Annotated in this window: 15 protein-coding genes; 1 reads left to right on the plus strand and 14 read right to left on the minus strand. The window is 46.1% G+C overall.

Annotated elements, in window-relative coordinates:
• Nucleotides 1–159: 159 nt before the first annotated feature.
• Nucleotides 160–1,170, plus strand: coding sequence for a hypothetical protein (locus tag ACOCLE_RS09155; protein WP_419536445.1), 1,011 nt, complete (start codon nt 160–162; stop codon nt 1,168–1,170).
• 25 nt (nt 1,171–1,195) lie between these two features.
• On the opposite strand, the gene ACOCLE_RS09160 is transcribed toward ACOCLE_RS09155, so the two are convergent.
• The 14 genes from ACOCLE_RS09160 to rlmN form a co-directional block, all read right to left on the minus strand.
• Nucleotides 1,196–1,912, minus strand: a complete 717-nt coding sequence (locus tag ACOCLE_RS09160) for a sulfite exporter TauE/SafE family protein (RefSeq protein WP_419536446.1) — start codon at nt 1,910–1,912, stop codon at nt 1,196–1,198.
• A 559-nt stretch (nt 1,913–2,471) separates the two neighbouring features.
• Nucleotides 2,472–2,921: a hypothetical protein gene (locus ACOCLE_RS09165; protein WP_419536447.1), complete on the minus strand. Its 450-nt coding sequence runs from the start codon at nt 2,919–2,921 to the stop codon at nt 2,472–2,474.
• Between the two features lie 316 nt (nt 2,922–3,237).
• On the minus strand, nt 3,238–4,347 hold the full coding sequence (locus tag ACOCLE_RS09170; protein WP_419536448.1) for a 5-(carboxyamino)imidazole ribonucleotide synthase: 1,110 nt from the start codon (nt 4,345–4,347) through the stop codon (nt 3,238–3,240).
• Between the two features lie 51 nt (nt 4,348–4,398).
• Nucleotides 4,399–4,881, minus strand: a complete 483-nt coding sequence (gene purE, locus ACOCLE_RS09175) for a 5-(carboxyamino)imidazole ribonucleotide mutase (protein WP_419536449.1) — start codon at nt 4,879–4,881, stop codon at nt 4,399–4,401.
• A gap of 164 nt (nt 4,882–5,045) precedes the next feature.
• The gene (locus ACOCLE_RS09180; RefSeq protein ID WP_419536450.1) at nt 5,046–5,888 is read right to left on the minus strand and encodes an SPFH domain-containing protein; all 843 of its coding nucleotides are present in this window, start codon (nt 5,886–5,888) and stop codon (nt 5,046–5,048) included.
• Nucleotides 5,889–5,991: 103 nt separating this feature from the next.
• Nucleotides 5,992–6,525, minus strand: a complete 534-nt coding sequence (locus ACOCLE_RS09185; RefSeq protein ID WP_419536451.1) for a hypothetical protein — start codon at nt 6,523–6,525, stop codon at nt 5,992–5,994.
• Between the two features lie 220 nt (nt 6,526–6,745).
• A complete protein-coding gene (locus ACOCLE_RS09190; RefSeq protein WP_419536452.1) occupies nt 6,746–7,078 on the minus strand; it encodes a cupin domain-containing protein in 333 nt (110 codons plus the stop codon).
• A 16-nt stretch (nt 7,079–7,094) separates the two neighbouring features.
• On the minus strand, nt 7,095–8,519 hold the full coding sequence (gene der, locus ACOCLE_RS09195; RefSeq protein WP_419536453.1) for a ribosome biogenesis GTPase Der: 1,425 nt from the start codon (nt 8,517–8,519) through the stop codon (nt 7,095–7,097).
• A 155-nt stretch (nt 8,520–8,674) separates the two neighbouring features.
• Complete coding sequence (bamB, locus tag ACOCLE_RS09200; RefSeq protein WP_419536454.1) at nt 8,675–9,841, minus strand: outer membrane protein assembly factor BamB; 1,167 nt, start codon at nt 9,839–9,841, stop codon at nt 8,675–8,677.
• Between the two features lie 4 nt (nt 9,842–9,845).
• Nucleotides 9,846–10,535 carry a YfgM family protein gene (locus tag ACOCLE_RS09205; RefSeq protein WP_419536455.1) on the minus strand — a complete coding sequence of 230 codons (690 nt, stop codon included), beginning with the start codon at nt 10,533–10,535 and terminating at the stop codon, nt 9,846–9,848.
• Between the two features lie 77 nt (nt 10,536–10,612).
• Complete coding sequence (gene hisS, locus ACOCLE_RS09210) at nt 10,613–11,890, minus strand: histidine--tRNA ligase (protein ID WP_419537186.1); 1,278 nt, start codon at nt 11,888–11,890, stop codon at nt 10,613–10,615.
• A 193-nt stretch (nt 11,891–12,083) separates the two neighbouring features.
• A complete protein-coding gene (locus ACOCLE_RS09215) occupies nt 12,084–13,043 on the minus strand; it encodes a helix-turn-helix domain-containing protein (RefSeq protein WP_419536456.1) in 960 nt (319 codons plus the stop codon).
• The gene (gene pilW / locus ACOCLE_RS09220; protein WP_419536457.1) at nt 13,036–13,785 is read right to left on the minus strand and encodes a type IV pilus biogenesis/stability protein PilW; all 750 of its coding nucleotides are present in this window, start codon (nt 13,783–13,785) and stop codon (nt 13,036–13,038) included. The genes ACOCLE_RS09215 and pilW overlap by 8 nt, the downstream gene beginning before the upstream one ends.
• A 133-nt stretch (nt 13,786–13,918) precedes the next feature.
• Nucleotides 13,919–15,070: a 23S rRNA (adenine(2503)-C(2))-methyltransferase RlmN gene (gene rlmN / locus ACOCLE_RS09225; RefSeq protein WP_419536458.1), complete on the minus strand. Its 1,152-nt coding sequence runs from the start codon at nt 15,068–15,070 to the stop codon at nt 13,919–13,921.
• Nucleotides 15,071–15,181: the final 111 nt, after the last annotated feature.

Genomic DNA, 15,181 nt, shown 5'->3' on the forward strand with positions numbered 1-15,181 from the left:
AACTGAGTAAATCCCCCCCACACACAAAAAGAATCATCCAGAAAAGAGTTTATTGGAATTTTAATTAACAATAAGCTGTTTGAAACTGAGATAGTATTTATCAGATCGAGGCTAATGCCTAAACATTATTAATAAATACCATTTATCAAAATATGGTCTATGGTTGTTTCTTTAATCATCTTTAAAGAATCTAAAATGGACACCTTATCACAGCATTACAAACCAAGAGTTTGTGAATTTGTCTCGGCAAATGACGAACTATTGAATAACAGTTCTCACTATTTATCTGCATATTCTGAAAGTAAAAGGCAAGCTATTTTAAATGGTCATACGTTATCGCCCTGTGATGATGTTACTTTGTACCTCATGAGAGGTATGCCTGGCCAAGGAAAAACTTATTATTGTGAGAATACTATTAGAGTTGAGGAAGAGCTCAATGGTCGTGAGGTAAAAGTAATTAGTGCGAATTTGGTAGCTGCAGAAAAGGAGGCAAAAAGACAAGGTGTCGAGCTTAACAATCAAAATCAGAACGAATTAACTGAGACTTTTTTCAAAGACAGAGAAGGTTCTGACAGACAAGCACTAACCAAAGAACTTCATGGTAAATCACAGCACGATATGGATATGGCATTATTCGATCACTGCAAAGGTGACCCAGGAGACCAAAAGCCACTGACTATAGTAGTAGACAATACAAATATCCGTAGCTGGGAAATGGCGTCATATCTAGCTATCGCCTTAAAGCATGGAATCCCAAAGAAAAACATGACTCTTGTAGAGGTTGATCCTTTTGACAACCCTGGTTTTGGAGAGGCTCTTAAAAAAGGGATGGAGGAGAGAAGCGTTAAGTTTGTTGAGGGCAGTAAACAGTGGCCCAATATTAAATTTGAACGTATTAATGAAGTGGAAGCATTGCGCGGAAGATTAACCTTCCCAGCAGATGGCTGTAAGCTTGCAGCAGGTATTATTTGTAAAGCATTGAGCTCGACTCGAATATCACCTCTGGAGCCAGACTATATGCAAGGTAGATTTAAGAGCTATTTTGAGGGTACTCCATCAATGAAACCTGATTTACTGATTGCTGAAGCTATAGAAATTGCCAAAAGTCAAAATAAAGATCACGAAAACTGGAGAGCTAAGCAAGTAACCGTTAAGACTCCGTTATTTTGAGATAAACAAGAAAATCAACACTTCATCAAAGTAGTACTCTGGCAATCATATTTATTGCCAGAGCCGTCAAAAGCCATTTAATGGCTAACAATAGCCTTTCATTGTTGAATTTACGGCGGATTTTTGTGCCCAGCCACGAACCCATTACTGATCCAGCCACCATGATCAGTACGACTGTTTTATGCTCCCACAGTGAGACTCCGATCATTCCAAAAATGGGGATTTTAGCGACATGACTGAAGGTCATAAACATTGCACTGGTAGCAATGATCTGATTCCTGTCAGTTAATTTATTGGCCAGGTAGCTCAAAGCCAGTGGTCCGGTTGAACCAACGACTATTCCCAGCCCTGTTTGCAGAAAACCAAGCAGGTATAGGTTTTCATACTCTTCAATAATTCTGAGAAACTGCTGACACCAGGTTTTGAGTAGAATATAAATGCCAATGGCCAGTGGAATATAATGAGTGGGAATGTTGAACAGCAGCAGACCAAACAGACATATTCCCGCAACAGAGCCGATAAAAAAGGCATAGAAAAAAGACCAGCGAACATCACTGAAAGAAAAGGCTACCCGTGAAACGTTGCTGGCGATCTGAGTGACAGCATGAATTGGAATAACCAGCGATGGCGCAAAAAACTGGGGCATTACTGCAATCAGCATCATTCCACCGCCAAAGCCAACAATGGCGGCCATTAGTGAAGCAACAAGGGCCAACAAGCCCAGCAGTAACTCAGTTCCCATTTACAATTTCGGCACACTAGTTTCTGATAGCGACTCCCAAATTATACATAGTTATGACTGAAAACAATTGACATATCGCAGTGAACAGCAAATACCTTTGGGAAGGCTGTCCATTGCAGACGAAGAAAATGACTTTTTTTATTGGCTCTATCGTTAATCATAAAACGTGAATGCGGTGGTGAGAAAAAGAGAGGCCATTGCCAGTTAGCTATGCTTCGGATACAACACCATAGGTAGCAAACTGGAGGCTTCCGTGAATATTTTCATTGCATTCTATGATATTGATCATTTCTGCATTATTTTGAATCACAATGGCCAAGGCAAATAACCTGTAATTTCAACGAAACCTCTTTACCCCCACCAAACGCCCAAAGACAAGTCCTATATAAACGACATATTCATTAATACAACCCTAAATATTATAATAATATTTTCAATAAGGGACTGAATTAATAATTACAAGAAACGAATATCATGCCTAATTTTTCCACGTCATTGATATAAATCTAGGCTTAATTACCTTTTCATCGATTGTGATTACACGCGCCATACTAAGTTTTTATAATTTACAGGAACTCGGCATGTTATTCAGCACTTGGATTTCTCTATCAGACATTTTTTTCTGCAAATAATCCAATGCAGTATTTTGTGTTTCCTGACATCGAATCACATTTCTCGAGGTAACAACTGCACAGCTAATCAGTAGAGGTAGTGCATAAAGGACAACAGCAACTGAAGCAACGGTAAATATCCATGATAATCCTGCTTTTAAATATTGGTTATTTAACAGTGTTCTGTTTCTCACATAATGTACGGACACTGCCTTCTTATCATCTCGATCAATGGCTTCAACCACTCTATTCCTTATTGATGCAGCCTTCTCCTGACATTCAAAAGTGATACCAAAGAAACTCTGCGGTTCCACTTCTTTTGGAGTCTCTCTATTTTTAGCTTCTATAAAACCCGCACCAGGATGCCCAGCCGGAAAATCGTTAGTAGCAGAAATCATTCAACACCTCATAAATAAAAGGGTTTATATAATTTCAGAATTTTATATTTACCAGAACATCCATAGCTAAGATTTATTTTTTCGATAAAGGTTCCTTTACTATTTCATGTACTGGTCATCAATTAATATAAACAACCCAGCCAGAGTTAAAATAATCAATAAAAAACAATATCAATTTTACGATAGAAAGCGTTTTTGTATTTCAAAAATGCAACAGGATTACTCACCTTAAGAAAGAAGGAATATCATCGAAAGGACCAAAGCAACAGGCACATATCACCTATTACATCAGTCCACACCAGAAAAATAGCCCTAATCAGCCCTGAGACAAATCCCGCCCCCGCTGGACAACCCCTGGGTAATCCTCTTCAGGTAAAAACGCAGATAGAGCGACCAGCTTTTCACCCAGAGCTTCTTCCGACTCAGCCACCACATTGATGTGCCCCATTTTGCGGCCAGGCCGCTGAGATTTGCCGTACCAATGGCTAGTAACATTAGACACGGATAAAACCTCCGCAGGAATGCCTGACTGACCAAGAACGTTAATCATGACGCTTGGACCAATTGCTTCGGTGGTGCCAAGGGGCAAACCAGCAACAGCACGAAGATGGTTTTCGAACTGGCTGCAAAGGGTTCCCTGCTGGGTCCAATGGCCAGAGTTATGGACTCTAGGAGCTATCTCGTTCACCATCAGCTTGCCATCGACATCAAAAAACTCAATGGCGAGAACACCGACATAATCCATCTCCGAAGCCAGTTTGCTGAAGGCATCCACTGCCTGACGGTGAATATCGGTAGAAACAGCCCTGGCCACCGACAGTGTAAGTACCCCGTTGGTATGCTCATTCTCAGTAACCGGATAGATGGCCATATTACCAGACCTGTCACGGGCACCAATGACGGAGACTTCTCGACGAAAGGGAATCATTTGCTCTGCAATGATCGAGTGCGGTGCATCGGCACTGCCAGCTGCCAGAAATGCTGACATTTCTGACCAGATCTCATCCACATTACTATTTACCTTGATTCGCCACTGCCCTTTACCATCATAACCGGCCTGGCAGGTTTTAATAACCAGAGGAAGCCCCAGATTCTCAATAGCGGTTTCCAGATGGGCTCGTTCAGTAATCAGCTGATAAGGGGCACAGGGGACACCGGTTTTATCCAGTAATGTTTTTTCAATACTTCGGTCCCCCCCTGCTTTTATGGCCTGTTTTCCTGGATAGAACTTTCCTGATGCTGAGCATAATGTCAGTACATCGTCCGGAATATGCTCAAACTCCGCGGTAATAGCATCACATTCAGCAATAGCCTCCGGGAGGCTCTGATCGATGATATGAAGTGTCAAGGGATGCATCAGCTTTTTAGAGGCAACATCATAAGAGATGATATTGATATTCAGCGGTGCCCCCGCAAGGCTCATCATACGCGCAAGCTGTCCGGCACCTAACACTAAAATATTCATACTGATCTCGTATTACTCAGCAGGGTCTGGGTTGGCCAATACCGTTTCGGTCTGCTCTTTTCTGAACTCATCAATTTTGGCCCGCAGCTCAGGCTCTTGGCAGCCAAGGATCTGTGCCGCCAACAGGCCAGCGTTAGCTGCGCCGGCTTCACCAATAGCCAGCGTGCCAACAGCAACCCCTTTTGGCATCTGACATATAGACAGTAAGGAATCAATACCGTTCAGCGCCTTGGATTTAACAGGCACCCCCAGAACGGGAAGGCTGGTAAATGCAGCAGCCATACCAGGCAAGTGAGCAGCTCCCCCGGCGCCGGCAATAATCACCTTTATCCCCCGGGCAGCGGCCTCAGAGGCGAAGTCTGCCAGCAATTGTGGAGTGCGGTGGGCAGAAACAACCTTTGTTTCGTAGTCAATGCCAAACCTTTCGAGCATGTCAGCTGCATGCTGCATCGTAGGCCAGTCAGACTTGGACCCCATGATAATCGCAACGGTCATAACCACTCCTTTATTCTGAGCGGGCAATAATAGCACATATAACCGACTTGACTTCAGGGAAAAGCAGGGTGAAACACTGTCAGCATCTACGAATCACAACGCCTGAGCTATTTTCAGATTAACCAAACGGTAAATGGCTCATCATGAACACTGGTTGATCATACCTATTGAGTCCCTTTTACCAGCGGGATCCCGTTGGTACCCACTGGAATATACACCGTGGTGTGATTGGGGGACTCAGCCATCTTGAGCTGAGCATTAATGGCTTCATGCTGAAGGTAGTTTGACGTTAACGTTGCGTTGATGATTCTCTGAGCCTCCGCAATCCCCTTAGCCTCTTCGACCCGTATTTCTGCATCTTTCCGGGCAATATCTTTCTGGGTCTCTTTCTCAGAGAGCAGTTGCTGAGCAGCGAGCTTTTTCTCAACCGCATTGGCAACGATTTCCGGGTAATTGATATTGCCAACAACAATATTGGCTATATTGAAAGGCGTTACTGAAAGATAGCCACGCAACTTCTCGGTCACTTCCAGCGCAATATTTTCACGATTGGTTTTCAAATCCCCGCTATCGTATTTCTGCACCGCATCGCGAACGAAGGTTCGGAATGTTTCCCGCACATACCGTGCATACCACTTCTCCCCCCCATAATTCTCCACCACATCTCGAACAGTACCCGGTTTGATGGCAATCACAGCGTGAAAATCAAACGTAATATTCAGGTCATCATTGGCCAGTATTTTAAAATGTTCGGTATAAGTGTTGGGTCTCATATCAATATTAATGACCTGATTGCGCCAAAGAGAAACACCATAGTTACCCGGCCCGGTCAGGGTTGCCCGATAGCCTCCAGCCCCAAACACCCTTGGCTTTTCGTAGACATAGCCCTCGTGGCCTGCAGGCGTATTAGGGTTGGTACATGCTGTGAGCGATAAAACAGAAAGAATCCCTACAACGAGAAGCCCAGTCACACTTCCCAACAGAGAAGACTTCTTTTGAAGCATCATTACATCCTTAGATTCTATTTTAATTATCAGATCAGCAAAAAGATTGGCTCCTGTACCAAACACAGGCATGATTACCGAAAGTCAGGCATCAGCATGGTGGCATTTACTCTTCGCTTTTTTTCGTGATGAAAAATCCTAAAAGGATTCCACCGATAAGTAAACCAAGCCCCAACCATAAGCTCATGGGAAGTTCGGTTTCAACATTCCTCCGAATTTCCAGATGAGCACTGCTGACCTCGGCCTGTCGGTTGGTCAACTGAGTCTCCCAGTGATAGGTCGACTTTTTAGGAACGGAAAAGACATCAATAGAATGAATACGCCGCTGAGTCCGGGATAACTCATTAGCAGGGATATCCTTACTTTCCCGCCGGAGGGTGAGCGCCCCGCTTTTCGAAAGCACCTCATTATCCTGATCATCCCTGATGTCGATTGCATAACTGTAGAATTTTACTGCTTCACTTTTTGTGCGGCTGATAAATTCAGTATTCAATATCACACGAACGGGGCTCATGTCCGGTGTGAGCTCAACAGCCCCCTCACTCTCACCAATATTTTCCAGGGGAATAGTTTCAGCTACCTCACCCGACTGGATGTACATTGACCCACTGTACACAATCAATACCAGCCCGATGACCATTATTAGAATTGTTATCCATTTCATTGTGCTGTCTGTCCCTGTATGTATCGATCCTTATAATTATTGATAACGTGTCTGATTCACCCTGTCCACTATCAGTCAGACAAATATACCGATACATCGACAGTATAAGGTGTAGGCTCCTGACTTTTTGAGGTGGTATGGAGAAGATAAGAAATCTAAGACTGCTGGTTTTCAGCTATCAAAGAGATAGACAAAATCAGTGGATTCCAGAATTGATATGAATAGCCAGCCAAATGGTATCAGTATCAGCGTCAGTCTGAGTTACCCGGTGCCTGAGGCCCGAGGGCAGCATGATATAATCACCAGGCTTTAGCAAAACTGGCTCTCTATTCTGATCAAACTCCAACACAGCTGAGCCACTTAAAAGAATCACCCACTCATCCCAGGACTGGTCATACCACTCACCTTTTGGAGTCGTATGACCACGGGAGATAATCCGCTCAATCTTAACACCACCCAACTCCTGCAGAGTCTCAAACAACTCTTCAGGCAGTTCTGCAGGTATATGTTCGAACAGATTGTTTTTCATCAATCCCCCTGAGCAGTCAGGAACGTTTTGTCTTACGCTTTTCCTTGGCAAACTGTGCTGACTTTTCAACTCTACGTTTGCGGTGAGCCTGCCTCTGATCAAGCTCCTTGGTTTCAGCAAAAGGGTTATCACCCGAGCGGAACTCAATCCGTATGGGCGTTCCCATAATCTTCAGCACTTTACGGAACGTATTTTCAAGATAACGTCGATAAGCCGCTGGTACCCGTTCAGTCTGATTTCCATGAATGATAATCGTTGGGGGGTTCATGGCACCAGCATGGCAGTAACGCAGCTTAATACGGCGATTGTTGACCATAGGAGGTTGATGCTCCTTAACGGCATCTTCCAGGATTCGCGTCAAACGATTGGTCGACAGCTTACTGGTAGCGGCTTCATAGGCCTCTTCAATTGAATCATAGAGGTTACCAACTCCGGTACCATGCTTTGCAGAAATCATGTGAATTCGAGCATAGTTGATAAAACCAAGACGCCGCTTCAGCTCTTCCTTAACTTGTGTTTTGTGCTCTTCCTGCATGCCATCCCACTTATTCAGTGCAATAACCACAGCACGCCCCGCATCCAGAACAAAGCCCAGAAGGTGTAAATCCTGCTCTACAATACCCTCACGGGCATCCAGAACCAGAACCACTACGTTGGCATCTTCAATTGCCTGAAGCGTCTTGATCACCGAAAACTTTTCGATGGACTCGGAAACCTTTCCTCGCCTGCGAACACCTGCAGTATCAATCAGCGTATAATCCTGCCCAAAACGTTCATAAGGAATGTAAACGCTGTCACGTGTCGTTCCCGCCTGATCATAAACAACAACCCGTTCTTCACCTAACAAACGGTTTACAAGGGTAGACTTACCAACATTAGGACGGCCAACGATACCAATCTTGATACCTCTTGGTTTGGTTGACAGCTCATCAGACTCTTCGGTCTCACCGTCAGTACACTCCAGCAGTACATCATTAATCATATTGCTGACGCCCCGCCCATGCACGGCTGCGATATGAAATGCATCACCAATACCCAGTGACGCAAAATCGGTCTCAGCCTGCTCCGCATCAACCCTGTCCACTTTATTAAGCACAAGGTGGTACTTCTTTCCCTGCTTGCGAAGGTGCAAAGCAATCATTTCATCAGCAGCGGTCAACCCAGCGCGGGCATCAACCAGAAACAGAACAACATCAGCCTCATTAATTGCAGCCAGAGACTGTTCTGCCATTGCAGAGTCAATACCCTCTTCATCACCCGAGATACCACCGGTATCTACGACAATATAGGGATGCGAACCAACCTTGCCCTCGCCGTATTTCCGGTCTCGGGTTAACCCGGCCACATTGGCTACCAAAGCATCCCGGGAACGGGTCAGACGGTTAAAAAGGGTGGATTTGCCAACATTTGGCCGACCCACCAGGGCAATCACAGGAACCATAAGATTTACCAAAATTACAAAGTACGCAGCAGGGAAACCATCCAGAACAAGACGCTCCCAGCGCATCGGCCGTAAGACCGAAATTGAAAACGGGCCGAACCCGATGAAAGGTCCAGCCCGACAACATTCTTAACAGATAGGTTACTTAATTCCGATTATTCGGAAGCTTTTTCTTTCAAAGCAACCAGTTCACCATCAGCCGACAACACCAGGATCAATTCACCATCCACCAGGGGCTGAGCTTTAATTGCGGAAGAATCGGCTTTGAAACGACCTGCCTGACTGCCATCAACCTGCGACAACAGGTGAACATAACCTTCACCATCACCAACCACTACATAGCTGCTGAACGCTGCAGGTGCAGACAACTGGCGAAACTCAAAATCTTCCTGCCGCCAGTTAGAAGCACCGGTTCTCTGGTCAATGGAGCTGACATAACTGTCTTCACTGGTAAGATAGATCGAACCAAAACCTTCTGTCATAGATTCGTAGCTGGATAGCTCTTTTGCCCAGCGAACCCGACCACTATAAAGATCCAGCCCTGCAACATTACCCTGGAAGCTGACAAAGAAAATGGTGTCTCCAATAATCAAAGGAGCACCTTTGATATCTACCATCCGCTCAAGCTCAGTGCTGCCCTTTGGTGCTGCAACCCGTGAACTCCAGAGTGGTGCGCCATTTTTCAACCGAAAAGCCTTTGCTTCGCCGCTGGCAAATCCGGCAAATACCGCTTCTGTAAATATCAATGGTGAAGCAGAACCTCTTAGAGTCAAGGCTGGCTGAAGTGCTTCCTGGCGCCAGAGATATTTGCCATTTTCAGCATCAAGCACCGTCAGACGGTCATCAATACTCTGAACAGCGACATAGAAACCATCAGTTACTGGCGCACTGAGAATCTCACTACTTACCCGCTCTCTCCAGAGTTCATCTCCATTCTCTTGGCTCAAGGCAACAACTTCACCATCCAGCGTACCCAGAAGCACCATACCCGCCGCAGCACTGACACCTCCACCAACATGGGTGTTGAGTTTTTTCTTCCAGACTTCTTTTCCAGTATCACGCTCAAGTGCAAAAACAGTACCTTCTGCACCAGAAACAAAGATTTTGTCTCCATCAACTGCTGGCTTAAGACTTTCGAATCGCTTACCAACTCCCTTGCCAACACCTTTGGACCACACCTCCACCAGCTGAACCTTTTCTTCAGCAATCGTCTGGAGAGGTTTTGGGGTTCTCACCTCCTCTTCATCCGATGAAAAAAGACTGCATGCAGAAAGCCCCAGCATCAGCAGAAGAACTAAAGAGCCCCTGAATAACCTCTCCATTATGTTATCCCTCCTGAGGTGCCATTGCTGCCAAATCGTCCAATTTGAGTTGCAGCAATGGACGGTTTAAACCGTTATTTTGTGCTGCTTCAACCGCCTTCTGGTAGGCGACTTCTGCCTGTTTACGGTCACCCAAAGCAAGAAATGCATCGCCTTTGGCTGACTCAACCGTCGCCTCGTAAGACTTACCAGCATTCAATTTGGTCAGAATATCAAGCGCCTGCTGTGCATTATCGGTTGATTCGCTTAATAGCACTCTGGCAAGCCGAACACTGGCCATCGTTGCGACTTCAGGTGCAGGCTTCTGTGTCAGTACCCATTCAAGGGAGGCGCGGGCAGCACCTAACTGATTATCCTGAACCTGCTGCTGAGCCAGAAAAAGTGTTGCAAACGCTGCATACTGACTGCTGGCGTAATCATCCTGCAATGAAGAAACAACATGACTTACCGTTGCTTTCTGCTCTTCGGTCAGCGGCGCGGCAAACTGAGATTGTTGCTCAAGAGACAGAGTATCCAGCAGATTCTGATAAAGCGCAGAAGCTTCCGAAATTTCCTGACTCTGTGTCTTCTGCCAGTAGTTGTAACCGGATACTGCTGCCAGCGTGATGGCAACTCCGAGTACGACAGGCTGGCCATAGTCTTTCCATAGATTCTTAAGCAGTTCCACCTGCTCTTCATCAGATTGGTAACTCACCCTTTACTCCTGACTTCTTTCCTGAAACCGTTAACAGTACGCTCATCTCAATGAGCAGCTTACTGAACAGCGGTATTCTATAATACTTTTTGCAAATGCCCGGCTACGTCGGCGATTGGCAGCTGTTGCTGGGCTTCGTCAGTCCTCAGAGACTTCACAGTAACCATCCCAGCACCCAGCTCATCTTCACCCAGAATGAGAGCATAGGCAGCACCGCTGCGATCTGCACGTTTCATTTGAGCTTTAAAGCCGCCGCCTCCACAATTCATGAGAATCTTCAGCTGTGGCAGTGCGTCACGAAGTCTTTCCACGACAGGAAGTACTCTGTGTCCCACACCCTCACCAACAGCAACAACGGCGATATCCATCCGGTTAGAAACACTCTCCGGCAGGAGATGAAGAGTCTCCAGCATCAATACCAGACGCTCAATACCCATGGCAAAACCTACTGCAGAAGTAGTTTTTCCACCCAGCATTTCAACCAGAGCATCATAACGGCCACCAGCACACACCGTGCCCTGAGCTCCCAGACTCTCGGTCACCCACTCAAAAACGGTTCTTCCATAATAATCAAGACCACGCACCAACCTTGGATTCACTCGATAGGGAATACCCGCTTCATCAAGAATCTGTTTCAGTTCAGCAAAGTGAACCCGGGATTCTTCATCCAGATAGTCAAACAGCTCAGGTGCATCGGCAACAATTTTCTGAGTGTTAGGGTCTTTACTGTCCAGAATTCTTAACGGATTAATGGTCAGGCGGCGACGGCTATCCTCATCCAGCTCTGACTCGTAATCCTTAAGATAAGTGACCAGCGCTTCACGATAACGGATTCGAGCTTCCAGAGTACCCAGAGTATTCAGCTCCAGCGTAACATGCTTTGACAAACCAAGCTTCTGCCAGAATCGTGCAGTCATCATAATCATTTCTGCATCAATATCTGGTCCGGTCATGCCATAAGCTTCAACACTGATCTGATGAAACTGACGATAACGGCCTTTTTGAGGACGCTCGTATCGAAACATGGGCCCAGAGGTCCATAACCGCTGAATCTGATTGTAAAACAGCCCCTGCTGAATTCCAGCACGAACAACACCTGCAGTAGCCTCAGGACGAAGAGAAAGCTTGTCACCATTGCGGTCTTCAAAGGTGTACATCTCTTTCTCAACAATATCCGTGCCGGAACCAATGCCCCGGCTGAACAGGGCAGAGCTTTCAACAATAGGAATCCGGATTTCCTGATACCCATAAGTGGTCAGAACAGAGCGTACTTGATGCTCGAGGTACTGCCAGACCGGAGTCTGTTCGGGAAGAATATCATTCATCCCACGGATGGCTTGAAGCTGCTTGCCCAAGTTCAAATACCCTCAACCTAAAAACACCACATAACATCGCCCGGCTCGTCAGGCACAGGAGATATGGTTTGAAAATGGGCAACTATAACCGTTAAGGCCTTTCTGTGACAATCCCAGCGGCTCTTTCTTAAAAGAGTTTCCATAGCAGTTTTCGGTTGATTGATCAGAAAGGCCTGAGTCTAGTGGAGCAGAATCACCCCTGACTATTACCTGTCAATAAGACACTGGCAACTCGGGTACTTGAATTCGGTCTGGCCACAGGCTTGCCGTCAAAAAGTATATTTTCCACTCCGGGTGTATTGCCAAATCGAACACTGACCGGAGGAATAACATCCAAGTTAATTGAGGTACCGGCTATCTGAACAGAAGAAACCAGGGTTTTCCCTGAACCATCCTTAATTTCCACCCAGCAATCTTCTGAAAAATCAATAACAAGAGGCTTACCGGACTCAAGCACCGGCTTAGTTAACTCATCCTCAGCAGTAACATCCACCACCTCGGCACTCTCAACAGCGATTGGTGGAAACTCTGGCTCTTCAACTTCCTCAACAGCGTTTTGCAAAGGTTGCTCTTCAACGCCTGAATGAGCCGGAGTAGAGGATAGATCCTCAGTCACTCCCAACGTCTCTTCTCTAAAAACCTCGGAATCCGCCATATCAGAGGTCTGAAGAGAGGAGTCAAACTCAACAGGGCGCTCTTCAATACTGGTAATCGCAGCATTTGGCTCAACATCAAGTCGATGATTCCAGAGATAGTAGCTCAGCCCCCCTAACGACACGACCAGTAACAAAGCCAGCGCATGAACCGGAGAAGGTGCACTATGAGCACGCAGCGGCTTAACTTTTTTTGAGCCCTGTAGCCTTGGAGTATCAACACCGTCATTGCCAATGTAGAGATCAAAATCTTTGACCAGGTCCTCTCCACTAAGCCCAACCAGCCTGGCGTAATTACGGATATAACCACGAACAAACGCAGACTGGGGCAGTACATCAAAAGCACTTTCTTCAATCGCTTTCACATAGCTTTCGGTAATTTTCAGGCTCTCTGCCACCTCAACTATTGATAGCCCCTGTTTGTTCCGGGCTTCGGCAAGCACACTACCTGGAGAAGCAGGCTGAATGGATTCTTCCTGTTGAGTATCTTGATCACTCATACCCCAATTGACTCCGATATTGCTTCAGCTCCATAGAGCCTGGATAAAGTCGTTCCAATCGCAGTGCATAACTGGCTGCTTTACCGTGGGCACCATTGGCTGTAGCCAAACCAATGCCCAATAATAAGCTGCGTGCACTTTGCTCTGCCACTTCATCAAAAGCCTGATAATGCTGCCATGCCTTATAGAGATTGCCTTCGTCTCTGTAGATAGTGGCAAGCTCAAGATTGGCTTTTGGCAGATTGTTGTTCAACCTCAGTGCCCGGGTAAAATGCTCAGCTGCCAGTGCCGGTTTGCCCAGTCGCAAGGCCGCTATACCCATATTTTCAAATGTACGACTACGTTGGGAATAGGAGACATCCTGTGATGCTAGTTCAAACTGGCGATAAGCTTCATTAATTCTGTTTTTTGAGAAAAGAAAAGCACCAAAGTTGTTACGAATATCGGATGCCCCAGAATCAATGGAAAGTGCTCTTTTGAATGCTTTCTCAGCGAGAAGGTCTTCGCCCTGACGCTGATAAGCCATTCCCAGCATGCCGTGAACACTGGCTGAGTCAGGCTCTATCTCCAGTGCTCTCTCAAGTGGCTTGACCGCCCTTTCAGAATACCCTTCCTGAAGATACCCTTTGGCAAGGTTCATATAGTCCACTACAGCTCTGTTTTCATCGACAGGCCGGCTGTCAGTGGTGACACAGCCGGTCAGTACCAGTGATACAGAAAACAGTAGTGCAATGGGCTTCATTCTGACCCCCATGCTCATCCCCACGTAAAAAAACTTCAAATAAAACCGGTACTTTTGACTTAATGCGATGTTACAACAAATGACCGTACCCACTTACGTAACTGTATAGTCTCGCCTCAAGCCCAACTAACACCTAGATCTGCCTTGCTGCTATGTAGCGTTCGCTGCGACGGGTTTTATCCATCACATTACCGACCAACTGACCGCAGGCAGCATCAATATCATCGCCTCTTGTCTTTCTTACGGTGACATTAAAGCCAGCCAGCTGCAAACTTTCCTGAAAGCGTCTCACTGCATTATTGCTGGGTCTTTCATATCCTGAATGAGGAAACGGATTGAAAGGAATAAGGTTTATCTTGCAGGGCACATCGTTCAGCAAAGCAATCAGTTGCTGCGCATGTTCAGGCTGATCATTAACACCAGCAAGCAGCGTATACTCGATCGTAACGACCCGTTTGCTGTCCGTCAAACTGTTCATGTAATGATGGATCGCGTCAAGCAGCTGATCCAGTGGGTACTTCCGGTTGATCGGAACCAGTTGATTTCTCAGTTCATTATTTGGTGCATGCAGTGACACAGCCAATGAAACATTAGACACCTCGCTTAACTTTCTCAGCGCAGGAACGACGCCCGATGTACTCAGGGTTACCCGTCGTTTTGACAGCCCATAACCCAGGTCATCCATCATCAGATCCATGGCATCAACGACATTATCGAAGTTCATCAATGGTTCGCCCATACCCATCATGACCACATTGGTAATGGATCGATCCATCTTTGCCGGTACATTACCAAAATGACGCGCTGCTACCCACACCTGCCCAATGATTTCAGCCACTGTCAGGTCAGAGTTAAACCCCTGCTTACCCGTAGAGCAGAAACTGCAATCCAGGGAACAACCTGCCTGGGAGGAGACGCACAGGGTTCCGCGCCCATTATCCGGGATGAATACCGTTTCAACACAGCTGCCACTGGCAACGCGTACAACCCACTTGCAGGTTCCATCCTCAGAAAAATGACTGCTGACCACCTCAGGACCACGAATTTCAGCATTGGCTTTAAGCCGCTCACGAAGTGACTTACTGATGTTCGTCATATCATCAAAGTCATCAACACGATGATGGTGAATCCACTTCAATACCTGCTCAGCACGGAATTTTTTCTCACCAATGGTGAGAAAGAAGGCTTCCATTTTTTTTCGAGAAAGCCCCAGCAAATTTACTTTTGTCTGTTCACCAGCCAGTTCACTGGCCTGATCGATAGATGGCTCGATCAATTCTGACATCTTATTAATACCTCAAAGCCATCAGAAGGCCTCCCCTCTGATGGCTTATTTTTTCACGCTCACCCCGAACACTGTCAGGCCACTGCACACTATCAACTTGCTCAATGGCCA

It is taken from the genome of Endozoicomonas sp. (assembly GCF_965196975.1).
Taxonomy (GTDB): domain Bacteria; phylum Pseudomonadota; class Gammaproteobacteria; order Pseudomonadales; family Endozoicomonadaceae; genus Endozoicomonas.